This is a genomic window from Dactylosporangium sp. CA-092794 (genome assembly GCF_050948465.1).
Taxonomy (GTDB): Bacteria; Actinomycetota; Actinomycetes; order Mycobacteriales; family Micromonosporaceae; genus Dactylosporangium.
This window is the reverse complement of record NZ_CP192044.1, coordinates 7,049,816-7,071,392: the sequence shown is the minus strand read 5'-3', so window position 1 is coordinate 7,071,392 and position 21,577 is coordinate 7,049,816. Positions and strand designations below refer to the sequence as shown.

Below are 21,577 nucleotides of genomic sequence, written 5' to 3'. Positions count from 1 at the left end.
GGTGATCGGCAAACTTCCGTAACAGCAAAGGGGTGTACGGTTTCGGGAGTGAACCGCGAGTTGGTCAGTCCGGTCCTGGTCGGTCGCCGCGCGGAGCTGGGGCGGCTGCGCGCACTGCTCGACCGGGCCGCCGCCGGGGAGCCGGTGGTCGCGCTGGTCGCCGGCGAGGCGGGGATCGGCAAGAGCCGCCTGGTCCAGGAGGTCTCCCGGATCGCCGCCGACGCGGGGGTGCGGGTGCTCGCCGGTGGCTGCGTCGAGCTCGGCGGCGAGGGCCTGCCGCTGGCGCCGCTGGTCGACATGCTGCGCACCATCGCCCGCTCGACGCCGGTGGAGGACCTACAGATCTGCCTCGGCCCGGCCCGCAGCGAGCTGGCCCGGCTGCTGCCCGAGCTGGCCCCCGACGATGCGCAGGGCGCCCGGCCGGAGGGCTCGCCGACGCAGCTGCTGGAGCACGTGCTCGGGCTGATCACCCGGCTGGTCGTGAGCCGGCCGCTGCTGCTGGTCGTCGAGGACCTGCACTGGGCCGACCGCTCCACGCTGGACCTGCTGGTCTTCCTGGTGCAGACGCTGCGCGAGCTGGGCGTGCTGATGGTGCTGACGTACCGCTCCGACGAGTTGCACCGCCGTCACCCGCTGCGCCCGGTGGTCACCGCCTGGGAGCGCGTCCGCAACGTGGAGCGCATCGAGCTGGGCCGGTTCAGCCGGGCTGAGGTGGGCCAGCAGCTGCGGGCCATCCGCGCCGGCGCGCCGTCCGCCCAGTTCGTCGACGTGGTCTTCGAGCGCTCCCAGGGCAACGCGTTCCTGGTCGAGGAGATCCTGGCCGCCGTCGACACCGGCGCCGACCCCGGCGACCTGCCGCCGTCGCTGCGCGACGTGTTGCTGGCCCGCACCGAGACGGTCTCCGAGACGGCCCAGCGGGTCCTGCGCACCGCGGCCGTGGCCGGCCCGTCGGTGCAGGAGCGGCTGCTGGAGGTCGTCGCCGGGGTGGACGAGGCGCGGCTGTATCCGGCGCTGCGCGAGGCGGTCGAGCACCACCTGCTGGTGGTCGACCACTCCGGCCACGGCTACGCCTTCCGGCACATGCTGACCCGCGACGCGCTCTACGACGACATGCTGCCCGGCGAGCGGGTGCGGCTGCACGCCGCCTACGGCACGGCCTTGTCGGGCGACCCGGCGCTGCTCGGCGACGACGGGAATGTCGCGGCGACGCTGGCCCACCACTGGTACGCGGCGCTGGACCTGCCCCGGGCGCTGTCCGCGTCGGTGCAGGCCGGCCAGCAGGCCGCCGCCGCGTATGCCCCGGCCGAGGCGCTGCGGCACCTGGAGCGGGCGATGCAGATCTGGGACCGCGTCCCGGACGCGGCCGAGCGCGCCGGCCGGGACCGCGCCGCGGTCAACGTGCTGGCCGCCGAGGCGGCCTTCGCCGTCGGCGAGATGAGCCGGGGGCTGTCCATCGTCGACGAGGTGCTGGCCGATCCGGAGGCCGTCGCCGACCCGCTGCGCCGGGCCCAGGTGGTGGAGCGGCGCGCGTTCATGCTGCGCGGGCTGGGCCGTGACGAGGAGGCGGTCGGCCAGCTGCGCGACGCCCTCGCGCTGCTGCCCGAGCAGCCCGTCACGCTGCTGCACGCGGTGGTGCTGGCGTCGCTGGCCAACTCGCTCATGCGGATCGACAACATGGAGGGCGCGACCGCGACGGCCCGGCAGGCGGTCGCCGCCGCCGCCGAGTCCGGCGCGGTCGACCAGCAGGCCGACGCGCTGGTCACGCTCGGCAGCTGCATGTCCTACCTCGGCGACGCGTCCGACGGACTGGCCGCCGTTTGGGAGGGGCTGGGGCTGGCGGAGCGTCATCAGCGGTACCACATCGCCGTGCGTGGCTACACCAACCTCTCCGACGCCCTGGCCATGCTCGGCCGGCACACCGAGGCGGTCGAGGTCGCCCGGGCCGGCGTCGCGCTCACCGCGCGGACCGGGCTGGCCCGCTCGTGGGGCGCGATGATCACCGGAAACCTGGCCGAGCCGCTACTGCGGCTGGGCCGCTGGCGTGAGGCCATGGACCTCATCACCGAGTCGCTCACCGACGAGCCGACCGGCACCTTCGCCAGCACGGTGCTGCTGCTGCGGGCCGAGCTCGCGGTGTGGCAGGGCGACACGCAGCGCGCCGACGAGGACCTCCGCGAGGCCCGCCGGCACTATGGCCACGGCATCGAGGTGCAGTTCACCGCCCCGATGGTCTACATCGAGGCGGAGCTGGCCCGCGTCCGCGGCGACCTGGCCGAGGCCCGGCGATGCCTGCAGGCCCAGCTCAGCCAGCCGATGACCGGCGTCTACGTGCGTTACATCTGGCCGCTGTTGTGGCTGGGCATGCGGATCGAGGCCGACGCCGCCGGCACGCCGCGGGCGAGCGCCGGCGCCCACCGGGGTGCGCTGCAGGCCCTCGCCACCATCCCGTCGCCCACCCCGCCCACGCTGGCCTACCGCGCCCTGGTCGCCGCCGAGGTGGCCCGCCTGGACCGGTCCGGCGGGGTCGCCGCCTGGCGGGGCGCGGTCGAGGCGGCCCGGGCCGCCGATGAGGCGTTCCTGTTGTGCTACGCGCTGTATCGGCTCGCGGAGGCCCAGGCGGCCGACCCGGCGGCCGCCGCAGCGGCCGCCGCCACCGCCACGGAGGGCCTGCGGCTGGCCGAGGAGCTGGCCGTCGTCACCGCGGAGGACATCCGGGACCTGGCCCGGCGCGCCCGGCTGCGCATGGCGGCCCCGGCCGGCGGCGGGACCGACCCGGCCGGCGGCGCGACCGACCCGGTCGGCGCCCCCCGGTCCGAGCCGGACCTGCGGCTGCGGCTCACCGACCGCGAGCGCGAGGTGCTGGGCCTCGTCGCCGAGGGCCGCTCCAACGGCCAGATCGCCACCGCGCTGTACATCAGCCCCAAGACGGCCAGCGTCCACGTGTCCAACATCATGGCCAAGCTCAACGTCTCCACCCGCACCGAGGCGGCCGCCTACGCCCACCGGCTGGGGCTGCTGCCCGCCTCCTGAGCCCGATCGTGGCGCCGGACGAGCGCCGGCGTGGCCAGCCCGGCGAGGACGAAGAGCGCGCCGAGCACCGCCCACCCGGCCGGGCCGTGCTCGATCGCGGTCGCGGTCACCACCAGCGGCGCGAGCATCGAGCCCAGCGCCATCCCGGTCTGGCTGACCCCCTGGTAGGCGCCGGCGTCGGCCGGGTCGGCGAGCTCGAACGCGAGGGTCCAGGCGCCGGCCTCGCCGAGCACCTCGGCGAGGCTGTGCGCCACGGTCGCCAGCGTCAGCGCCGCCACGGCGACGACGGGCGCGGTGCCGGTGGCGCCGGCGTAGAGCCCGCAGGCCAGCCCGAGCAGCGCACCGGCCCGGGCCACCGCCCGCCCGGCCGAGCGCAGATCCGTCGCGCCGCGGGCCGCCCAGACCTGCAGCAGCGAGACGATGGCGGTGTTCAGGGCCAGCAGCGCCGCCACGGTCGCCGCCGGCGCCTGCGTCCGCCCGGCCACCCACAGCGGCACCCCCACGGTCAGCAGCCCGAACTGCATGGTCATGACGGCGTAGAGGCCGGTGACGGCCAGGTAGGTGCGGTCCAGCAGCGGCGAGCGGCGCCGGCCCGGCGGCGACCCCGCCGCGCCGCCCGGCCGCGCGGCGTCGGGCGCGCCGCGCAGCGAGAACGCGGACACGAACAGCAGCGCCGCCGTGACCAGCATCGCCACCAGGTACGCGGACCGCGTGCCGATCGCGAGTGCGGCGGCGGCCAGGGCGGTACCCAGGCCGATGCAGACGTTGGTGACCACCCGCAGCCGGGCGCGCACCTCGACCCGGTCCGGGCCGGTGAACGACTCGGCGATCATCGTCGACAGCGCCGTGCGCTGCATGGCCTGCTGGCCCACCGCGGCGCTCGCGACGGCGACGAACTCGGCCGGCGTGCGCACCACGAGGTACGCGACGAGGGCCAGGCCCTGCCCGGCGGTGGCGGCCAGCAGCACCCGCCGCGCGCCGACCACCCGGGCCAGGTAGCCCGCGCCCAGCGCCGCCCCGACGGCGACGCCCCCGGCCACGGTCAGCCCGATGCCGACCGTGGTCGCGGTGAAGCCGGCGACGCGGGTGAAGAACAGCACGCTGACGCCGAAGAACACGCCCTTGGACAGCGACGCGGACACGGTGGCCCAGGTCAGCGCGCGGGCGACGGGATGGGAGCTCGCCAGAACAGACACCCGACAGTTGTCGCAGCGCACCGCCGCCCGGCACCAACGATGTAGCGTTGTGCTTCATGGTCCGCTACGAGCTGGTCGGCATGGACCTGGCCGACCTCCGGTTCGCGGTGTCGCCGCTCAACGAGCTGGTGCTGTCCCTGCGCGCCTGGCGCGACCCGGGCCGCTTCCCGCTGCACCTGCGCTGGCTGCACGCGCTGCAGGAGACCCGCACCGGCCTCGACGAGGCCGTGCTCCTCGGGCTGACCGACGCCCGGCTGTGGACGCCCGACTTCCTCAACCCGCGCCCGTACTCGCCGCTGACCCGCTTCGACGACGAACTGGCCCGGCTGGCCCGCACCGACCCGGCCGCGGTCCGCCGGGACCTGCGGGCCGTGCACGGCACCGGGCCGCTGCCGGCTCCGCTGCGCGGCGCCGCCCCGCGGGTGCTCGCCCGGATCGTCGACGCGCTCGCCGAGTACTGGCGGCGCTGCTTCGAGCCGCACTGGCCGCGGATGCGCGCGCTGCTGGAGGGCGACGTCACCTTCCGCGGCCGCCAGATCGCCCAGCGCGGGCTGGCCGCGATGTTCGCCGGCCTGTCGAGCACGGTTCGCCTGGCCGGCAACGTGGTCGAGGTGCGGCTGCGGTCCCGGCTCGACTACGCCCGGCCGGCCACCGGCGGGCTGACCCTGGTGCCGTCGCTGTGGACGGTCAACGCCTCCACGCCCGTCTCGCCCGACGAGCCGCCGATGATCCTGTACACCGCCCGCGGCGCGGCCACCCTGTGGGAGCCGCAGGCACTGACCGCGCCCGCCGCGCTGACCGGGCTGCTCGGCGCGACCCGGGCCGGGCTGCTCGTCGAGCTGCGCACCCCGGCGTCGTCCACCGAGCTGGCCGCCCGCCTCGGCGTCACCACCACCGCCGTCAACCAGCACCTGCGGGCACTGCACGCGGGCGGGCTGCTGGTCCGGGCCCGGCACGGCCGGTCGGTGCTCTACCGCCGCTCCGACCTCGGCGACCGGCTGGCCGCGGCGGATCGCCCGCCCGTCACCGGGATTCGGGTAACATAGATCGCTGTGAGCGTCGTGGTGGTGGTCCGCGGAGGCTGGGAGGGCCACCGGCCGATCGAGGCGACCGACCGCTTCGCGGCCCGGCTGCGGGCCCAGGGCCACGAGGTCGTCACGACCCTCGAGACCTATCGCGACGCGGACCTCCTGGGCCGCGCCGACCTGATCGTGCAGTGCTGGACGATGGGCACCATCACCGCCGAGCAGCTCGCCGGCCTCGACGCCGCGGTGCGGGCCGGCACGGGCCTGGCCGGCTGGCACGGCGGGCTCATCGACGCCTTCCGCGAGTCGACCGGCTACCAGCGCATCACCGGCGGCCAGTTCGTGCACCACCCGCCGGAGTTCGTCGGCTACCAGGTCCGGCCGGTGAGCGGGCACCCGGTGGTCGCCGGGATCGGCCCGTTCGATGTGCATACGGAGCGGTACCAAATCCACGTCGACCCGGCCATCGAGGTCCACGCGGTCACCGACGTCGACGGCGTCGCCGTGCCGGTGGTGTGGACCACCCGGTTCGGCGCCGGGCGGGTCTTCGTCACCACCGTCGGCCACGAGCTGAAGGACCTCGAGGTGCCCGAGCACGAGGAGATCATCATGCGGGGGCTGGCGTGGGCGTGCCGCTGAGCGTCGGGATCATCGGCGCCGGGAAGATCAGCGCCGCCTACGCCACCACCCTGGCCCGCCTGCCGGGGATCGCCCTGACCCGGGTCGCCGACCTCGACCCGGCGCGGGCCGCCGCATTGGCCGCCGATTTCCCGGGGGTACTTCCAGTGCCCACCGCCGGCCTGCTGTCCTCCGAGGACGTCGACCTGGTCCTCAATCTCACCGTGCCGCAGGCCCACGCCGCCGTGGCCCTCGCGGCGCTGGCCGCCGGCAAGCACGTCTACGGCGAGAAGCCGCTGGCCGCCACCACCGCCGAGGCGCGCCCGGTCCTGGCCGCCGCCGCCGGCGCCGGCCTGGCCGTCGGCTGCGCCCCCGACACGGTGCTCGGCACCGGCGTGCAGACCGCCCGGGCGAGCCTGCTCGCCGGCGACATCGGCACCCCGGTCGCCGCCACGGCGTTCATGGTGACCCCCGGCCACGAGCTGTGGCACCCGGACCCCGAGTTTTACTACCAGCCGGGCGGCGGCCCGCTGCTGGACATGGGCCCGTATTACCTGACCGCCCTGGTGACCCTGCTCGGCCCGGTCCGCCGGGTCACCGGCATGGCCGCCACCCCGCGGCGGGCCCGCACGATCGCCGCCGGCCCGCGCGCCGGCACGGTCTTCCCGGTCGGCGTCGCCACCCACCAGACCGGCGTGCTGGAGCACACCTCCGGCGCGCTGACGACGCTGCTGATGAGCTTCGACGTGTGGACCGGCCGCCTGCCCCGGATCGAGGTGTACGGCAGCGACGGCACCCTCGGCCTGCCCGACCCCAACCAGTTCGCCGGCCCGGTCCACCTCTTCACCGGCGCCACCGGCGAGTGGACCGAACTGCCCGACCGCGCCGGCTATCGCGACGCCGCCCGCGGCTACGGCGTCGCCGACCTGGCCCACTCCCTGCGCACCGGGACCCCGCACCGGGCCGGTGCGGACCTCGCCTACCACGTCCTGGACATCATGGAATGCCTGCAGACCGCCGCCGAGACCGGCGCCGCGGTCACCGTCCCCAGCACCTGCGACCTCCCCGCCCTCGTCCCGCTGTCCGCCCACCCCGACGCGCTCTGATCTTGTTGGCCGCGCCGGGTCCGCCGGCCCCCGGGCTGCCGCCGCCCGGCCGCAGCGCGCAGCGCAGCGACAGGAAGTCTCCGCGATCATGCCCAACTCGCTGCCGACACCACGGTTTTTCGTGATCACGGAGTGTTGATGTACTCAGGGGTACCAAACGTCTCCGGGATCATGAAAAACCCGTGGTGTCGCCACAGTGGGGACCATGATCACGGAGACATTTCGTCGGCCCCGTGGCGTGAGGGTGCGGCTCGGGGCAGCACGACCACGCTGGTGCTCGGGCCAACTCATGCATCACGCCGGCGGACGTGGCCCCCGCGTCGGGCCGCGGGCGTGCGCCGCGTCGGCCCCGGGCCGGGGCTGGGGCGCGCCTCCGGCAGGGCGGTCAGGGCTTCGAGCGGCGGGCGTGGGCCAGCAGGGCGGCGGCCTCGCCGCGGGAGGTCACGTTGAGCTTCTCGAGGATGTTGCGCACGTGGAACTTCACCGTGTGCTCGCTGAGCCGGAGCTGCTCGGCGATGCTGCGGTTGCGCAGGCCCTGCGAGATGCCCGACAGCACCTCGATCTCCCGGGGGTTGAGGCCGTCGAGCGGGCGTAGCTCGCCCGGGGCGTCGACGGTCAGGGGCAGCGTCGCGGTCACCGTCGTGCCCCAGCCGGGCACGGCGTCGACGTCCCAGTCGCCGCCGAGCGCGGTGAGCCGCCGGGTCAGGCCGTGGGCCGGGGCCGCGCCGGTCACGTCGGGGCCGTCGTCGCGGACCGTGATGGTGAGCGCCGGGCCGTCCAGCCGCCAGGCGGCGCGGACCCGGCTCGTGCCCGGGCGGTCGACGGCGGCGAGCACCAGGCCGCGCGTCACCGTGCGGGCGGTGTGGGCGATGTCCTGCGGGACCGGCCCGTCACCGGCCGGGCGCACCAGCGCGATGTCGACCTCGGTGTGCCGCACGAGGTAGGCGAGCTGGTGCTCGAGCACCGCGAACGCCGCGGCCGCCGGCTCGCAGGACAGGGCCTGGTCGCGCTCGGCCACGGCGCGCAGGTCGATCAGCGCCTCGGCGGCGAGGTCGGTCGCCGTGCGGCGGGCGACGGGGTCGGTGAGCCGGGCCGACCTGAGCACGGCCAGCAGCGTCGTCAAGGTGGTGGAGTACGTCTGGCCGAGGTCGGCGATCGTCTCCGCCCGCGCGGCGGCCGCGGCGAGGTTGCCGGCCAGGACGTCCGGGGCCTGCGCGGCGGCGCGGCCGGCCCGGTCGGTGCTGAGCACGCACCACAGCCGGGCGGCCACCTCCAGGGCCTCGGCCGGCGGCTCGGCCTCCTCCGGCACCACCACCAGCATCGAGCCGGGGCCGGCCGCCGGGGCGGAGGCGAGCAGGACGAGCCGGCGCTCGGCGCCGCCGAGGACGCCGTCGACCAGCAGCGCCCGGCCCGGCTCGCCGCGGTCGGCCAGGCGCAGCAACTCGGTGCCGGTGACGGCCTCCGCGATTGCCGGATCGCCGGAGACGCCGACCGGGGTGCGGGCGCAGTCGCCGGTCTGGATCACGGACGCGCGGTGCGGGATCAGCGTGGCCAGCTCGGCGGAGAACAGCCGGTAGAGCTCGGGCCGGGGCACCGACAGCAGCCGCTCCACGACGTCGAGCACGTGGCGCGGGTCGGACCAGGCAGCGTCCATGATCCCAGGGTAGGCGGGGCCGCGGGGAGCCGGCCTGCTCGTGCGGCTAGCGAAGACCACTCGTTCGAGCGGGCCGGCGCGGTACCGCCGGCGGGTTGACTTCCGGACCATGCGAGCGATCATCGTTTCCCAATACGGCGGGCCGGACGTCCTGCGACTCTCCGACGTCGCGCTGCCGGAGCCCGGGCCGGGCCAGGTGCGCGTGGCGGTCCGGGCGGCCGGGGTCAACCCGGCCGACTGGAAGCTGCGCAGCGGCTCCCTGCACGGGCGGGTCCCGGTCACGTTTCCCTACACGCCCGGCCTGGAGCTGGCCGGGGTCGTCGATGCCGCCGGCCCGGGCGCGGAGCCGGCGGTGGGCGACGAGGTCTTCGGGTGGGCGGACACCGGCGCGTACGCCGAGTACGCGCTGGCGAGCAAGGTGGCCCCCAAGCCCGCCGCCCTGTCCTGGGCGGATGCCGCGACGCTGCCGATCGCTGGGGCGTCGGCCCTCCGCGACCTCGGCACGCTGGGCATCCGCGCGGGCGAGACGCTGCTGATCCACGGCGCCGGCGGGACGACCGGCCGGTTCGCGGCCCAGGTCGCGCTCGCCCTGGGCGCGACGGTGATCGGCACCGCGAGCGCCCGGCACCACGACGACCTGCGGGCGCTGGGCGTCGTGCCGGTCGTCTACGGCGACGGCTGGCCGGACCGGGTCCGCGCCGCGGCGCCCGGGCCGGTGGACGCCGTCTACGACGCCGCCGGGCACGGCCTGCTGCCGGGGTCGATCGAGCTGCGGGGCACCACGGACCGGATCATCACCATTGCCGACGAGGCCGCGTTCGCCCTGGGCATCCCGTTCGCGGTCGGCGGCGAGCAGACCCGGGAGAACCTCGAGGAGGTGGCCCGGTGGGTGACCGAGCGCGGGGTCCGCATCACCCACCGCCGCCCCTACCCGCTCGCCGAGGCGGCCGCCGCGCAGTCCGAGAGCGAGGCCGGGCATCCCGGCGGAAAGCTCACCCTCGCGATCCCGTGAGCCGCCGGCGGCGCGATCCCGCGGGCCGGCGGTCTTGTCCGGTGGGCCGGCGGGGTGGTCCCGCGGGTCGGCGGGGTCGGGTCAGGCCCGGCGGGGTCGGCTCGGGGCGACGGGGCCATCAGGGGCGACGGGGCCATTAGGGGCGACGGGGCCATTAGGGGCGACGGGGTCGGTCAGGGGCGGGCGGCGGGGAGGGTCACGGTGAAGGCGGCGCCCTGGCCCGGGCGGCCCCAGGCCTCGATGGTGCCGCCGTGGCCGGTCACCACCTCGCGGGCCAGGGCCAGGCCCAGGCCGAAGCGGCGGTGGTCGCCGTGGCCGCGGGCGAAGCGGGCGAACAGGCGGTCCGCGTCGGCCGGGTCGAAGCCGGAGCCGTCGTCGCGCACCACCAGCACGACCCGGCGGGGCGCGGTGGCCGCACCGAGCTCGACGGTGACGTGGCCGCCGGGCGGGGTGTGGTTCAGGGCGTTGTCGACCAGGGCGGTGACCACCCGGCGCAGCGCCGCCTCCCGGCCGCGGACCGCCGGCGGGCCGGTCGGGTCGGGCACCAGGGTCAGCTCGACGCCCTGCTCGCGGGCGCGGGCGGCGTGCTCGGCGACGACGCCGGCGGCGACCGCGGCGAGGTCGACCGGTGCGGTGCCCGGGTCGGGGCGGCGCTCCGGCAGCTGGCTGGAGGTCAGCAGGTCCTCGACCACCTCGCCGAGCTGCCGGGTGCCGACGACCAGCTGCTCGACGTCCTCGGTCACCGACGGGCCGGTGGCCCCGGCCCGCAGGTCGGCGTGCAGCAGCTGGGCGCGCAGGTGCAGCTGGGTCAGCGGGGTACGCAGCTCGTGGCTGGCGTCGGCGACGAACTGCCGCTGGCGGGTCAGCGCGTCGACGAGCGGCGCGGTGGCCCGGCGGGCGAGCAGCACCGCGAACAGGAACGCGATCAGGAGGCCGGCCAGCTCGGACACGCCCAGCGCGGCCAGCATCCGGCGCCGCTCGGAGTGCTCGTTGCCCATGCTGGCGACGACCTGCAGGACGTGCTCGCCGCGGCGCTGGGTCAGCACCCGGAAGTCCCCGTCGTCGGTCTCGAACTTCGTGGTCGCCGTGGGGCCGCCGGCCCGCACCCGGTCGATCGCCGGCTGGTCGGGCAGCTCGTCCGGCGCGCCGGGGGTGCCGCGCACCTTGCCGTCCGGGCCCTGGTCGAACAGCCACACGCCCGGCGGCGGGTCGACCAGGTCCTCCTCGGTGGCGGCGGTGTGCCGCAGCAGCTCGTCGGCCTGCGCGTGCTGCCCGCGCTCCACCACGAGCAGCGTCAGGGCCCCGACGACGAGCAGGGTGACGGTGATCGCGGCGGCCGCCTGCAGCCCCAGCACCAGGCGCGCGTGGGCGAGCAGCGCCCGGTCCGGGCCGTTCGGCCGGGCGGCGCGCTGGGTGCGAAGCCGGCCAGGAACCCGCGGCACCCGCTCCGGGTCGTCCGGCCGGGTGGCGGCCCGGCTCATGGCGCGCTCACAGGGCGCCGAGCCGGTATCCGACGCCGCGCACGGTGCGCACGACGTCGGCGCCGAGCTTGCGGCGCAGGTAGTGCACGTATGTGTCGACGAGCGAGTCGGTGGCCGTCTCCGGGAAGATCCGGGCCACGATCTCGTCGCGGGTGAACACGCGGGACGGGTACTGGGCGAGCAGCCGCAGCAGGTCGCTCTCCCGCCCCGACAGCGTGACGGCGTCGCCGCCGGGCGTCGTGACGGCGCGGGTGACGAGGTCGAAGCGGGCGTCGCCGACCGGTACCACCCCCGCGGACTGCGCCCGGCGGCGGGCCAGCACCCGCACCCGGGCGAGCAGCTCCTCGACCTCGAACGGTTTCACCAGGTAGTCGTCGGCGCCGCCGTCGAGCCCGCCGATCCGGTCGGCGAGCGTGCCGAGCGCGGTGAGGATCAGCGCGGGCGTGGTCATGCCGGAGCGGCGCAGCCGGCCGAGCAGGTCCAGGCCCTCGATGGCGGGCAGTCCGCGGTCGATGACCATGACGTCGTACTCCCGGCTGAGCGCCAGGTGCAGCCCGCGCTGGCCGTCCGGGGCGAGCTCCGCCCGGTAGCCCTGGGCGGCGAACATCCGCAGCAGCAGCGCGCCGAGCGGGCGGTCGTCCTCGACGACGAGCACCCGGGTGCCGTCCCCGGCCGGTTCCGTCATGGCTCCAACTCTCGCATCATCGACCGAAGTGGGCGCTGTCCAGGGCCGCCTGCAGCGACTCGACGTAGCCGTCGCTGGTGACCGTGGCGCCGGAGACGGTGTCGATCCGGGCGCTCTGCGCCTGCAGGACCTCGGTCCGTAGGCGGGGCAGCGCGTAGGCGTTGATCTGCTCGTCGCGGCGGTTGCCGGACGGCCGCTGCAGCACGACCACGTCGGTGATCTTGCCGCCGGCGATGCTGACCTGGACCTGTACCGGCCCCCACCGGGTCTGCGCGACGGTGCCGTTGACGGTCAGGTTGCCGGCCGCCGGCGTGCCCCCGCCGCCCGAGGACCGCGGGGCCGGTGGTGCGGCGGTGGCGCCCGGCGCGGCGCTCACCACGCCGGGCGGCTGGGCGCCGGCCAGCTGCGACGGGGGCGTGCCGCCCAGGCTGGTCCGGTAGCCGAAGAGCAGGACCAGGCAGACGATGGTGGCCGCGGCGAAGAGCACGATCCGGGCCGGGCCCGGCTGGCGGGTCACCATGCGAACCGCTCGGCGTGGATGCGCCCGGCCGGGACGCCGGCGTGGCCGAGCGTGCGGTGTACCGCGGCCATCCATGACGGCGGACCGCAGAGGAACACCTCGTGGTCGGCCACGTCCGGCACGAGCCGGCGCAGCTGCGCGAGGTCGCCGCCGGACCCGGAGCGGCCCGGCAGCCACGATCCGCCGCGGTCGCGGCGCCCGGCGAGGTAGACGACCCGGACGCCGTAGTGGTGTGCGAAGCTGTCCAGCTCGCGCCGGAACACCGCGTCGCGGGGCGTGCGCACCCGGTACAGCAGGGTCGTGGCCGCGGCCGGCGCGACGTCGTCGAGCAGCGCGCGCATCGTCGTGATGCCCACCCCGGCCGCCACGAGCAGCACCTTGTCGCGGGTGCGCCGCTCCGCGGTGAGCGCGCCGTAGGGCCCCTCGACCAGCACCCTCGTGCCCGGCGCCAGCCGCGCGATGCGGGCGCTGCCGTCGCCGAGGTCCTTGACGGTGATCCGCAGCAGGTCCGGGCGCGGGGCCGCGGACAGCGTGAACGGGTGGGCCCGGGTCCAGCCCGGCCCGTCCAGGAAGCGCCACAGCAGGAACTGCCCGGCCCGCGCGGGCAGCCGCTCCAGGCGCCGGCCGCGCAGGTAGACCGAGACCACGCCCGGCGCCTCGCTCACCACGGTCTCGACCCGCAGCCGGTGGTAGGCGCTGCGGTACAGCGGCAGCCCGAACCGGAACACGGCGACGGCCGCGGCCGCGGCGCCCCACAGGCCCCACCAGTAGGCGGCGGCGACCCGCGTGGCGAGGAAGTCGCTGCCGGTCCACAGCTGGTGCGGCAGCGCCAGCCCGACGCCGAGGTAGGCGTACAGGTGGATCAGGTGCCAGCTCTCGTACCGCAGCCGCCGCCGGGCCGCGCGCACTGACAGCCCGGCCACCGCGACCAGCAGCACCGTGCCCGCGGTGGCCAGCAGCATCCCCGGGTAGCCGGTGACCAGGTCCCAGAACTCGGTCAGCAGCCCCGCCCCGGCGCTGCGCGCGTAGCCGGCGCCGATGAGCGCCACGTGCGCCAGCATGAGCCACAGCGAGACGAAGCCCACCACCCGGTGATGGCGGGCGAGCGCGTCCTGCCCGTAGGCGCGCTCGACCCACGGTACCCGCGCCATCAACAGCACCTGGATGAGCAGCAGATCGGCGCCGACCAGCCCGGTGAGCCGGCCGGCCGTGGTCAGCGCCCCGCCCGCCGCGGACGCCGCCTGCGGGCCGCCGCCGGCCAGCCACAGGCCGATCACCACCAGCACACTGAGCAGCGCGGCCCCCGCCGTCGCGTACCGCACCGCGAACCCTTCCCTCATGGCGGCCAGCGTGCCCCGGCGAAATTGGAGAACCCCAAGAAACGATCTCTACGCTTCGGCCCCGGGCGGGGCGCAGGGCGCGCCCCGGAAGGGAAATGCGTCGTGACGAGCGTGAACGGCCTGCCGGCCCACGTGCTGCTGGTGCACGCCATCGTGGTACTGCTGCCGCTGTCGTGCCTGCTGCTGGTGCTCACCGCGGTGTGGCCGGCCGCGCGCCGCCGCCTGGCCGGCGCCAACCTCGCGCTGGCCGGTGTCGTGCTGGTGCTGACCCCGGTCACCACCGACGCGGGCGAGTGGCTGGAGCGGCGGGTGCCGTCCAGCGCCGCGCTGCGCCAGCACGTCGAGCTCGGCGACACCGCGGCCTGGGCGGCGTTCGGGGTGGCGCTGCTGGCCCTGGTGATCTGGTGGCGGCACCGGGAGGCCGGCGGCGGCCGCACCCTGCTGTCCCGGCGCCTGCTGGCCCCGGGCTCGGCGGCGGTGACCGCGACGGTCGCGGTGGTGGCGGTCGTGGTGGCGGGCCTGGCCGTGTTCGACATCTACCGCATCGGCGACTCGGGCGCCCGGGCCGCCTGGGACGGCCGGGTCATCTCCACCGCGGGGCGCTGACCGCGCGGATCAGGCCGGCCGGATCAGGCCGGCAGCAGGTCGACGAGGGCGGCCGGGTGGCTCAGGAACGGGGAGTGGTCGCTGTCGAGGTCCACGGCGGCGCGGTGGAAGCGGTCGCGGAAGGTGCGGCGCGACCACTCCGGGCTGACCACCCGGTCGTGGGTGCAGACGATCGAGCGGTACTCCACGTCGGGCCACGCCGGCAGCGGGCACGTCTCGTGCATGACGGTCCAGTACTGCCGGCGTAGCCGGGCGGCCGCCGACCGGGCCAGGCCGGGCGGGGCGTCGGCGTAGAAGCGGGCGATGGCCTTGTCCTCGTCGGCCCACGACGAGGAGTCGTCGCCGTGCGCGGCCTGGCCGTCGGACAGGCCGCGCAGGATGATCGATCCGCGCTCGGCGGCGGCGACCTGCTCGTCCCAGCTCGTCCCGAGCGCGGGCAGCAGACCGGCGACGAAGACCACCGCCTCGGCCCGGGCCAGCCGGTCGGCGACGACCGGCGCGACCAGTCCGCCCATGGAGTGGGCGACCACGGTGACCGGCCCGGTGTCGTCGTCGCCGAGCGCGGCGGCCACCGCCTCCGCCGCCGCCAGCGCGCCCGCGTCGGCCGGGAGGTCGACGGCGACCGCGCGCCGCCCGCGCCGGCGCAGCTCCTCGGCGACGAGCTGCCAGTGCCACCCGGCGTGCCAGGCGCCGTGCACCAGCGCGTACGTCATCGTCACCCGCACACTGTGCCACGCTCACGTCCGCGTCTCCGCGCGCTGGCGAAAACGGCGGCGAGGTCAGGGTTGGCCGGCGGCGGTGAGGAGGGCGTCGAGGATCGGGCCGGCGGCGTTGACCAGGGAGATGTGGCCGGCGGCCGGGTCGAGGTGGGCGTCGGCGCCCGGGATGTGGGCGGCGAGCCAGGCGCCGTGGGCGGGCGGGACCATGAGGTCCTGGCCGCCCTGCCACACCGCGACCGGGACGGTGATCGCGGCCGGCTCGAAGCCCCACGGCCGGACGAACGCGAGGTCGTCGTCGCGCCAGCCCGCCGTGCCGGTGGAGACGGCGGAGCGGAAGCCTTCGGCGAGGGAGTCGGCGAAGACGCCGGTGATGGCGGCGACGTCGACCGGCGGCACCAGGCCGCCGAGCGCGGCCGCGATCTCGTCGCCGGTCACCCCGCGCAGGCCGGCCGCCGCCTGGTCGAGGAAGGCGGTGAGCGCCTCGGGCCCGGCGGCGGCGGCGCCGAACTCCTCGACGTTCTCCGGCCCCATGCCGGCGAGCCAGTCGAGGCCGGCCGCGCCGTAGGGCGCCACGCCGGCCAGGGTGGCGGCCGCCGCGCAGCGCCCGGGCAGCAGCGCCGCGCAGGCGAGGGCGTGCGGGCCGCCGCCGGACCAGCCGAGCGTGACGAACCGGTCGTATCCGAGCCGGTCGAGCACCGCCGCGACGTCGCCGGCCACGTCGGCGACCGTGCGGCCGGGCCGCGGCGTGGAGCCGGCGTAGCCCGGCCGGCCGCAGATGACGGTGCGCAGCCCGCGCTCGGCCGCGGGGCCGGTCAGCGCCGGCACGTCGACGGGCCCGGACGGGGTGCCGAGGTGCAGCACCAGCGGCCGCCCGCCGTCCGGCCCGACCACGAGCACCTCGAGTTGCCGTCCGTCGCCGAGATCGATGACCATGACGTCGATCGTAGGCGAGATCGGGCGCCGGCGTGCGGTGGCCGGCGTCGCCGGGGTCCGTCCGGCCCCGGCCCGGTGGCGACCAGCGGTTCGCCGGTTCAGCCCCGGCACAGTGCCCCGTCCACCAGCGTGTCGGCCGCGCGCTGCTGCGCGATGAGCCGCTCCGGCGCGTCGGCGAGCGCGGTGTTCATCGAGACCACCGCGCTGCGCCGGCCGTCGGCCGAGACGCCGATCACCGTGATGTACCCGCCGTCGCCCCCGCCGTGTCCCCAGCGCAGGCCGCCGCAGGGCAGGGGGCGGCTGACCAGGCCCAGGCCGTACCGCCCGCCGGGCCAGATGGCCGCGACGCCGCCTTCCAGCGGCACCGTGTCCCGCATCTCGGCGAGCTGCGCGGGCGGCAGCAGCCGGCCGCCGAGCAGGGCGCGGAAGAAGGTCGCAAGGTCCGCCGGGGTGGCCAGGACGGCGTCCGGGTCGCTGGACACCTGCACCGTCACGTCGACCACCGCTGGGCCCGCGAACACCTGGTACGCCGGGGAATGCGGCCGGGGCAGCCCGGGCGCCGTACCGGGGAACACGGTGTGCCGCAGCCCGAGCGGCCGGATGATCCGGTCGGTCACCTCGGCGCGCAGCGGACGGCCGGTGACCCGCTCGATGATCATGTCGGCGAGCAGGATGCCGGTGTTCGAGTACCCTCAAGGACCGCGTGGCCCGGGTCGCCGAGTTCCTCGACGCGCTGCGCCGGGTCGGCGGCGGCGGCACCGTGCTCGACCCGGAGGTCGTCGCGCAGCTGCTGACCCGCCGCGGCGACCCGGTCGCCGCGCTCACCCCGCGCGAGCGCGAGGTGCTTGCCCTCATGGCGCAGGGCCTGGACAACCGGGCCATCGGCGAGCGGCTCGTGATCAGCGACAACGGTGTCCACAAACACGTCGGCGCCATCTTCGCCAAGCTGGGCCTGACCCCGGACGACGGCGTCCACCGGCGGGTCCGCGCGGTGCTGACCTACCTGCACGCCTACGGCTGAGCCGCGCCGCGTCCGTGGTGGTTCGGCGATGGGCGGGCGGGGCTAGGTTGAACGCATGGAATACACACGTCTGGGCAGCTCGGGTCTCAAGGTCAGCCGGATCGCGCTCGGGTGCATGAGCTTCGGGGAGCCCAATCGCGGGTCCAACCATTGGACGCTCACCGACGACGAGGCCGGGCCGATCTTCCGGCAGGCGATGGAGCTGGGGATCACGTTCTGGGACACGGCGAACATGTACAGCCATGGGTCCTCGGAGGAGATCGTCGGGCGGGCCATCCGCAAGTACGCCGACCGCGAGTCGATCGTGCTGGCCACCAAGGTGTTCTTCCCGATGAGCGACGGCCCGGGCGGCTCGGGACTGTCCCGGCGGGCGATCATGGAGCAGATCGACGGGTCGCTGTCCCGGCTCGGCACCGACTACGTGGACCTCTACCAGATCCACCGGTTCGATCCGCAGACGCCGGTCGAGGAGACCATGGAGGCGCTGCACGACGTGGTGAAGGCCGGCAAGGCCCGCTACATCGGGGCGTCGTCGATGTGGGCGTGGCAGTTCGCGAAGCTCCAGGCCGCCGGCCCGACCAGGTTCGTGTCGATGCAGGACCAGTACAGCCTCGTGCAGCGCGAGGAGGAGCGGGAGATGTTCGGCCTGCTCGCCGACCAGGGCGTCGGGTCGCTGCCGTGGAGCCCGCTCGCCAAGGGCCGCCTCGCCCGCCCGTGGGAGGACATGACCACCAGGCGCGCCGAGGTCGACCCGCTGCACGACCGCTACCGGGGCGACGAGAACAAGCCGATCGTCGACGCGGTCCAGCGCATCGCCGAGGCCCGCGGCGTACCCATGGCCCAGATCGCCCTGGCCTGGGTCCTGCACAACCCTGTCGTGGACGCCCCCATCGTCGGCCCGACGAAGCCCAACCACCTGGCCGACGCCGTCGCGGCGCTGGCGATCCACCTGACCGGCGACGAGATCACCGCGTTGGAGGAGCACTACACCCCCCGCCTGCCCTCGGGTTACTAGGCCGTCGTTCAGATCCAGGACAGCGCCCGGTCGCTGATCACGCAGTGCATGCCGAACAGGGCCGCCCGGCGGCGGGCGAAGTCGGCCAGGCCGGGCGTGTCGGCGTAGTCGAGGGCGAACAGGTCCAGGTCGTAGTTCGGCAGGTCCTCGGCGATGCGGGCGTGGCCCGCCAGGATGTCGGCCGGCCACGGCCCGTAGCCGCCGCCGGTCCAGTGGGCCGAGAACGACTCGAACAGGATCCCGTCGACGTGCTCGGCGAGCCCGGGCAGCAGGCCGAAGCCGCGGTTGGCCAGGATGTACGCCCGGCCGGCCGCCGCCCGCAGCGTCGCCACCAGCCGCAGCAGGTGCGGCAGGTCCTCCGGGTAGGTCAGCTCGACGTTGAGCGTGTCCAGGAACAGCCCGGCGAACCCGGCCTCCAGTGCCGCCCGGGCCTGCCCGACGACGTGCGCGCTCCACTCGGGGTGGCCGGCATACACGAACGCCCCGCCCCGGTCCGGGTTGCGCTCCGGGCGCTGCCACGGCGCCGGCGGGCCCTGGTCCTCCGACAGCGACAGGTACGCCAGCGGCTCGGTGCCGTCGATGCGCAGCAGCCGCAGGTCCGCCAGCCGGTAGAACTCCGGCTGGAGCACCACCCGCCGGTAGTGGCGCAGCTCGTCGAGGCGGCCGGCGCCGTAGTAGAACACGATCGGTGCCTTGGCGTTCACAGCGCCGCCCACCTCCGGTACCACTCGACCGTGCGCCGCACGCCCTCCTCCAGCTCGACCGCCGGTCGGTAGCCGGTCAGGGCGCGCAGCAGGGTCAGGTCGGGGCAGCGGCGGTCGACCGATCCCGGCGCGCCCGGGACCGGCTCGAGGCCGCCGCCGGTGACCCGCAGGACGAGCTTGGCGAGGTCGCCGATGCCGGTCTCGGCGGTGTCGTCGCCGATGTGCACGACCCGGCCCGCGCGGTCGTTGCGGCCGCGGGAGAAGTCGTCGACGACGCACACCTCGTGACCGTCGCCGGCCAGCCGGCGGGCCAGGTGCAGGCCGATGAAGCCGGCCCCGCCGAGCAGCGGCGCCGTCATGCGGCGGCCCGCCGCGGGGCGCCGGCCACGCCGGGCTCGTCGACGGTGGGTGCCATGTGGTGTGTCCGGCGGCGGCTCATCGGTCCCCGGCCTCCAGCGCGACCCAGATCGCCTTGACCGACTCCTCCAGCTCGTGGGTCGGCACCCAGCCGAGCACCGCCTCGGCCCGGCCGATGTCGGCGCGGATCCAGTCCACGCCCGCCGAGTGGGCCGGCCCGGCGCCCTGCTCGACGATCGCGCCGGTGTAGCCGGCCGCCTCGGCGAGCCGGCGCACGGCCGAGCGGGCCGTCACCGCCCGGCCGCTGCCGATGTTGACGACCCCGGCGCCCGGGTCCGGCGCGGTCACCGCGGCCAGCACCGCCGAGGCCACGTCGCGCACGTCGACGAAGTCGCGGCAGGCGGTCAGCGGGCCCAGCGTCACCCGCCCGGTGGCGCCGGCCAGGGCGTCGCGGATGAGGATCGCGGCCCGGCCGAGCAGGTTCTCGCGGTGCAGCCCGGCGCCGACCGGGTTGCACACCCGCAGCGTGGTGCCGTCGACCCGGCCGGCCGCGGCGGCCAGCTCCAGCAGGCGGGTCGCGGCCAGGTGGGTCACGCCGTACTCGCCGACCGGCGCGCACGGGTGGTCCTCGGCCACGCCGACGCCGTGGGCGATCACGCCGTACTCGGCCGCCGAGCCCAGCCGCACCAGCCGCGCGCCCGGCACCGCGGTCGCGACCGCCTCGATGAGCCGGGCGGTGACCAGGGTGTTGGCCTGGACGAGGTCGTACCCCGTGCCGCAGAGCCGGCCGGTGCAGTTGACGACCACGTCCGGGCGGACCTCGCGGACCAGCGCGGTCACCGCCCCGAGGTCGTCGGCGACGAGGTCGAGCCGGTCGCGGGGCGGGCTGGTCAGGCCGGCGACCCGCGCGTCGGCGGCGAGCGCGGCGCGCACGTGGCCGCCGACGAAGCCGTTGGCGCCGAACAGCAGCACCCGCAGGCGGCTCATGCGACCACCTCGCGGCGGGCGGTCACCGGCGGGCCGGTGATGGGCGTGAGCTTGGCGGTGGAGCCGGCCGCGGCGGCGGGTCTGTGCATGATCATGAGAACTCCGGGAATCGGCGCGCGCACGCCAAGGAACCGCGAGGCGGACGCGGCGGCGAGCGGCGTGCCGGCGGGCAGGATTTGCGTGGACCAGCCGATGGTACGAGCCGATCACGGGGCCCGGAGGGTGCCCGCGGCGTGACATCGCGGGTGGGCCGCCGGTGACCTTGCCTGACACCGGGGTGTGACTACGCCGCGCGCAGATCCCGGTAGGCGGTGGTGATCGCGTGGACCGTCCGCGGCACGTCGGCGAGCTCGTGCTCGGCGGTGGAGATCAGGCGCAGCTGGACGGTGCCGCGCGGTACCACCGGATAGCTGACGACGGAACAGAAGACGCCGTGGTCGGCGCGGATCCGGGCGATGTACCGGACCGCCGCTTCGGGCTCCATCGGCAGGAACACCGGCGTCACCAGGCTGGCCGGCGCGCCGATGTCCAGCCCGGCCTCGCGCAGCGCGTCTTGCAGGGCGGACGCGACCGCCCAGGCCTTGGCGCGCAGCTGGGGCCGCGTCCGGATGAGGTTGAGGCGCACGCGGTTGCCCGCGACGACCGGCCACGGCAGCCCTTTGGCGAAGATCTGCGAGCGCATGGTGTACCGCAGCCGCCAGGCGACCCGCTCGTCGGTGGCGACGAACGCCCCGACGCCGGCGCCGGCCTTGCTGAAGGTCGCGAAGTACAGGTCGATGCCGTGCTGGATGTCCTGCGCCTCGCCGGTCCCGCCGCCACGTGGCCCGAGCACGCCGAAGCCGTGAGCGTCGTCGACGAGGAGCCTGAATTGGTAGCGGTCCTTCAGGCCGGCGATGTCGCGCAGCCGGCCCTGGGCGCCGGACATGCCGTACACGCCGTGGGCGATCACCAGCAGCCCTTCGTCCGCCCGGCGCCGCCGCTGGACCTGCGCCAGCTGCGCCTCGAGCCGCTCGACGTCGTTGTGCGGGAACGCCCGCGTGCGCCCGCGTCCTTTGTGGAGCCTGACGCCGTCGATGATGCAGGCGTGGCTGGCCGCGTCGTACACGATCCAGTCGGACCTGGTGACGAGCGCGTCGATCAGCGAGAACATGCCCTGGTAGCCGAAGTTGAAGAAGATCGCCGCCGGCTTGCGGGCGTAGTCGGCGAGCTCGGCCTCGAGGTGCTCGAGGTCGTCCGTCTCGCCGGCCATCATCCGCGACCCCATGGGCGCGCCGAGGCCGTAGCGCCGGGCGAACTCGGCGTCGGCGGCCCGGACCTCGGGATGGTTGGCCAGCCCCAGGTAGTTGTTCAGGCTCCACACCACATGCGGCCGGCCGCCGTAGCGCATCTCCCGCCCGATCGCCCCGGTCAGCTTGGGGAACGCGGCGATGCCGTGAATGTCACGCGATAATCGGACGATCGGGTCGTCGTGCGCGCCGGCCGTGAACTTGTCGAACAGGTCCATGCCCACCTTGCCTCGGTCGCCGCCGGACCCCCGCTCGTGCTTGAGCGGAGGCTAACCCGGGACA

General features: G+C 75.8%; 20 protein-coding genes and 1 pseudogene. 8 read left to right on the top strand and 13 right to left on the bottom strand.

The features are described from left to right. The first annotated feature begins 48 nt into the window (after nt 1–48). Nucleotides 49–3,030 (top strand): helix-turn-helix transcriptional regulator, encoded by a 2,982-nt coding sequence (locus ACQPXD_RS30185; protein WP_432824703.1) that lies wholly within the window; start codon nt 49–51, stop codon nt 3,028–3,030. On the opposite strand, the gene ACQPXD_RS30180 is transcribed toward ACQPXD_RS30185, so the two are convergent. Further along, nucleotides 2,994–4,226 carry an MFS transporter gene (locus tag ACQPXD_RS30180; protein WP_432824702.1) on the bottom strand — a complete coding sequence of 411 codons (1,233 nt, stop codon included), beginning with the start codon at nt 4,224–4,226 and terminating at the stop codon, nt 2,994–2,996. The genes ACQPXD_RS30185 and ACQPXD_RS30180 overlap by 37 nt on opposite strands. A 56-nt stretch (nt 4,227–4,282) precedes the next feature. Between ACQPXD_RS30180 and ACQPXD_RS30175 the strand changes: the two genes are divergently transcribed. Genes ACQPXD_RS30175 through ACQPXD_RS30165 form a run of 3 tightly spaced genes read left to right on the top strand, consistent with a single transcriptional unit; the run spans nt 4,283 to nt 6,975 of the window. Then, nucleotides 4,283–5,272, top strand: coding sequence for an HTH domain-containing protein (locus ACQPXD_RS30175; RefSeq protein ID WP_432824701.1), 990 nt, complete (start codon nt 4,283–4,285; stop codon nt 5,270–5,272). 6 nt (nt 5,273–5,278) lie between these two features. Further along, nucleotides 5,279–5,890: a ThuA domain-containing protein gene (locus tag ACQPXD_RS30170; protein WP_432824700.1), complete on the top strand. Its 612-nt coding sequence runs from the start codon at nt 5,279–5,281 to the stop codon at nt 5,888–5,890. Beyond that, nucleotides 5,875–6,975, top strand: a complete 1,101-nt coding sequence (locus tag ACQPXD_RS30165; RefSeq protein ID WP_432824699.1) for a Gfo/Idh/MocA family protein — start codon at nt 5,875–5,877, stop codon at nt 6,973–6,975. Before ACQPXD_RS30170 ends, ACQPXD_RS30165 begins: the two co-directional genes overlap by 16 nt. A 385-nt stretch (nt 6,976–7,360) precedes the next feature. On the opposite strand, the gene ACQPXD_RS30160 is transcribed toward ACQPXD_RS30165, so the two are convergent. Further along, entirely contained in the window at nt 7,361–8,629 is a 1,269-nt protein-coding gene (locus tag ACQPXD_RS30160) for a helix-turn-helix transcriptional regulator (protein ID WP_432824698.1), read from the bottom strand. Between the two features lie 109 nt (nt 8,630–8,738). Here ACQPXD_RS30160 and ACQPXD_RS30155 point away from each other — a divergent pair, with 109 nt between their 5' ends. Beyond that, nucleotides 8,739–9,641, top strand: a complete 903-nt coding sequence (locus tag ACQPXD_RS30155) for an NADP-dependent oxidoreductase (protein WP_432824697.1) — start codon at nt 8,739–8,741, stop codon at nt 9,639–9,641. Nucleotides 9,642–9,814: 173 nt separating this feature from the next. Here the strand turns inward: ACQPXD_RS30155 and ACQPXD_RS30150 are convergent, their stop codons facing one another. From ACQPXD_RS30150 to ACQPXD_RS30135, 4 genes are read right to left on the bottom strand one after another with little or no spacing between them, the layout of a single operon-like run. Beyond that, the gene (locus ACQPXD_RS30150) at nt 9,815–11,122 is read right to left on the bottom strand and encodes an ATP-binding protein (protein ID WP_432824696.1); all 1,308 of its coding nucleotides are present in this window, start codon (nt 11,120–11,122) and stop codon (nt 9,815–9,817) included. Between the two features lie 7 nt (nt 11,123–11,129). Further along, nucleotides 11,130–11,807, bottom strand: a complete 678-nt coding sequence (locus ACQPXD_RS30145; RefSeq protein ID WP_432824695.1) for a response regulator transcription factor — start codon at nt 11,805–11,807, stop codon at nt 11,130–11,132. 16 nt (nt 11,808–11,823) lie between these two features. Continuing rightward, a complete protein-coding gene (locus ACQPXD_RS30140; protein ID WP_432824694.1) occupies nt 11,824–12,327 on the bottom strand; it encodes an FMN-binding protein in 504 nt (167 codons plus the stop codon). Beyond that, nucleotides 12,321–13,667, bottom strand: coding sequence for a ferredoxin reductase family protein (locus tag ACQPXD_RS30135; RefSeq protein ID WP_432824693.1), 1,347 nt, complete (start codon nt 13,665–13,667; stop codon nt 12,321–12,323). The genes ACQPXD_RS30140 and ACQPXD_RS30135 overlap by 7 nt, the downstream gene beginning before the upstream one ends. Nucleotides 13,668–13,769: 102 nt before the next feature. On the opposite strand from ACQPXD_RS30135, the gene ACQPXD_RS30130 reads away from it, so the two are divergent. Beyond that, complete coding sequence (locus ACQPXD_RS30130; RefSeq protein WP_432824692.1) at nt 13,770–14,273, top strand: DUF2231 domain-containing protein; 504 nt, start codon at nt 13,770–13,772, stop codon at nt 14,271–14,273. A 23-nt stretch (nt 14,274–14,296) separates the two neighbouring features. On the opposite strand, the gene ACQPXD_RS30125 is transcribed toward ACQPXD_RS30130, so the two are convergent. The 3 genes from ACQPXD_RS30125 to ACQPXD_RS30115 all read right to left on the bottom strand — a co-directional run bounded on the left by ACQPXD_RS30125 (nt 14,297) and on the right by ACQPXD_RS30115 (nt 16,584). Further along, nucleotides 14,297–14,986, bottom strand: coding sequence for an alpha/beta hydrolase (locus ACQPXD_RS30125; RefSeq protein ID WP_432844010.1), 690 nt, complete (start codon nt 14,984–14,986; stop codon nt 14,297–14,299). Nucleotides 14,987–15,052: 66 nt separating this feature from the next. Beyond that, nucleotides 15,053–15,925, bottom strand: coding sequence for an alpha/beta fold hydrolase (locus ACQPXD_RS30120; RefSeq protein WP_432824691.1), 873 nt, complete (start codon nt 15,923–15,925; stop codon nt 15,053–15,055). A gap of 98 nt (nt 15,926–16,023) precedes the next feature. Further along, nucleotides 16,024–16,584, bottom strand: coding sequence for a serine hydrolase (locus ACQPXD_RS30115; RefSeq protein ID WP_432824690.1), 561 nt, complete (start codon nt 16,582–16,584; stop codon nt 16,024–16,026). Between the two features lie 32 nt (nt 16,585–16,616). Between ACQPXD_RS30115 and ACQPXD_RS30110 the strand changes: the two are divergent. Both ACQPXD_RS30110 and ACQPXD_RS30105 read left to right on the top strand, forming a co-directional pair. Further along, nucleotides 16,617–16,946: pseudogene (locus tag ACQPXD_RS30110) on the top strand (response regulator transcription factor); the annotation flags it as partial. Between the two features lie 55 nt (nt 16,947–17,001). After that, the gene (locus ACQPXD_RS30105) at nt 17,002–17,961 is read left to right on the top strand and encodes an aldo/keto reductase (RefSeq protein ID WP_432824689.1); all 960 of its coding nucleotides are present in this window, start codon (nt 17,002–17,004) and stop codon (nt 17,959–17,961) included. 8 nt (nt 17,962–17,969) lie between these two features. On the opposite strand, the gene ACQPXD_RS30100 is transcribed toward ACQPXD_RS30105, so the two are convergent. From ACQPXD_RS30100 to ACQPXD_RS30085, 4 genes are all read right to left on the bottom strand, one after another. After that, nucleotides 17,970–18,665, bottom strand: a complete 696-nt coding sequence (locus ACQPXD_RS30100; RefSeq protein WP_432824688.1) for a hypothetical protein — start codon at nt 18,663–18,665, stop codon at nt 17,970–17,972. Then, nucleotides 18,662–19,024 carry an NAD-dependent epimerase/dehydratase family protein gene (locus ACQPXD_RS30095; protein ID WP_432824687.1) on the bottom strand — a complete coding sequence of 121 codons (363 nt, stop codon included), beginning with the start codon at nt 19,022–19,024 and terminating at the stop codon, nt 18,662–18,664. The genes ACQPXD_RS30100 and ACQPXD_RS30095 overlap by 4 nt, the downstream gene beginning before the upstream one ends. A 76-nt stretch (nt 19,025–19,100) precedes the next feature. Then, complete coding sequence (locus ACQPXD_RS30090; RefSeq protein ID WP_432824686.1) at nt 19,101–20,009, bottom strand: NAD-dependent epimerase/dehydratase family protein; 909 nt, start codon at nt 20,007–20,009, stop codon at nt 19,101–19,103. 283 nt (nt 20,010–20,292) lie between these two features. Further along, the gene (locus tag ACQPXD_RS30085; RefSeq protein WP_432824685.1) at nt 20,293–21,513 is read right to left on the bottom strand and encodes an aminotransferase class I/II-fold pyridoxal phosphate-dependent enzyme; all 1,221 of its coding nucleotides are present in this window, start codon (nt 21,511–21,513) and stop codon (nt 20,293–20,295) included. Between the last annotated feature and the right edge of the window lie 64 nt (nt 21,514–21,577).

Coding starts and splice junctions, on each gene's coding strand:
- ACQPXD_RS30175 (WP_432824701.1), top strand. CDS start 4,283: ATGGTCCGCTACGAGCTGGTCGGCATGGACCTGGCCGACCTCCGGTTC.
- ACQPXD_RS30160 (WP_432824698.1), bottom strand. CDS start 8,629: ATGGACGCTGCCTGGTCCGACCCGCGCCACGTGCTCGACGTCGTGGAG.
- ACQPXD_RS30155 (WP_432824697.1), top strand. CDS start 8,739: ATGCGAGCGATCATCGTTTCCCAATACGGCGGGCCGGACGTCCTGCGA.
- ACQPXD_RS30150 (WP_432824696.1), bottom strand. CDS start 11,122: ATGAGCCGGGCCGCCACCCGGCCGGACGACCCGGAGCGGGTGCCGCGG.
- ACQPXD_RS30145 (WP_432824695.1), bottom strand. CDS start 11,807: ATGACGGAACCGGCCGGGGACGGCACCCGGGTGCTCGTCGTCGAGGAC.
- ACQPXD_RS30140 (WP_432824694.1), bottom strand. CDS start 12,327: ATGGTGACCCGCCAGCCGGGCCCGGCCCGGATCGTGCTCTTCGCCGCG.
- ACQPXD_RS30135 (WP_432824693.1), bottom strand. CDS start 13,667: ATGAGGGAAGGGTTCGCGGTGCGGTACGCGACGGCGGGGGCCGCGCTG.
- ACQPXD_RS30125 (WP_432844010.1), bottom strand. CDS start 14,986: ATGACGTACGCGCTGGTGCACGGCGCCTGGCACGCCGGGTGGCACTGG.
- ACQPXD_RS30120 (WP_432824691.1), bottom strand. CDS start 15,925: ATGGTCATCGATCTCGGCGACGGACGGCAACTCGAGGTGCTCGTGGTC.
- ACQPXD_RS30115 (WP_432824690.1), bottom strand. CDS start 16,584: ATGATCATCGAGCGGGTCACCGGCCGTCCGCTGCGCGCCGAGGTGACC.
- ACQPXD_RS30105 (WP_432824689.1), top strand. CDS start 17,002: ATGGAATACACACGTCTGGGCAGCTCGGGTCTCAAGGTCAGCCGGATC.
- ACQPXD_RS30095 (WP_432824687.1), bottom strand. CDS start 19,024: ATGACGGCGCCGCTGCTCGGCGGGGCCGGCTTCATCGGCCTGCACCTG.
- ACQPXD_RS30090 (WP_432824686.1), bottom strand. CDS start 20,009: ATGAGCCGCCTGCGGGTGCTGCTGTTCGGCGCCAACGGCTTCGTCGGC.
- ACQPXD_RS30085 (WP_432824685.1), bottom strand. CDS start 21,513: ATGGACCTGTTCGACAAGTTCACGGCCGGCGCGCACGACGACCCGATC.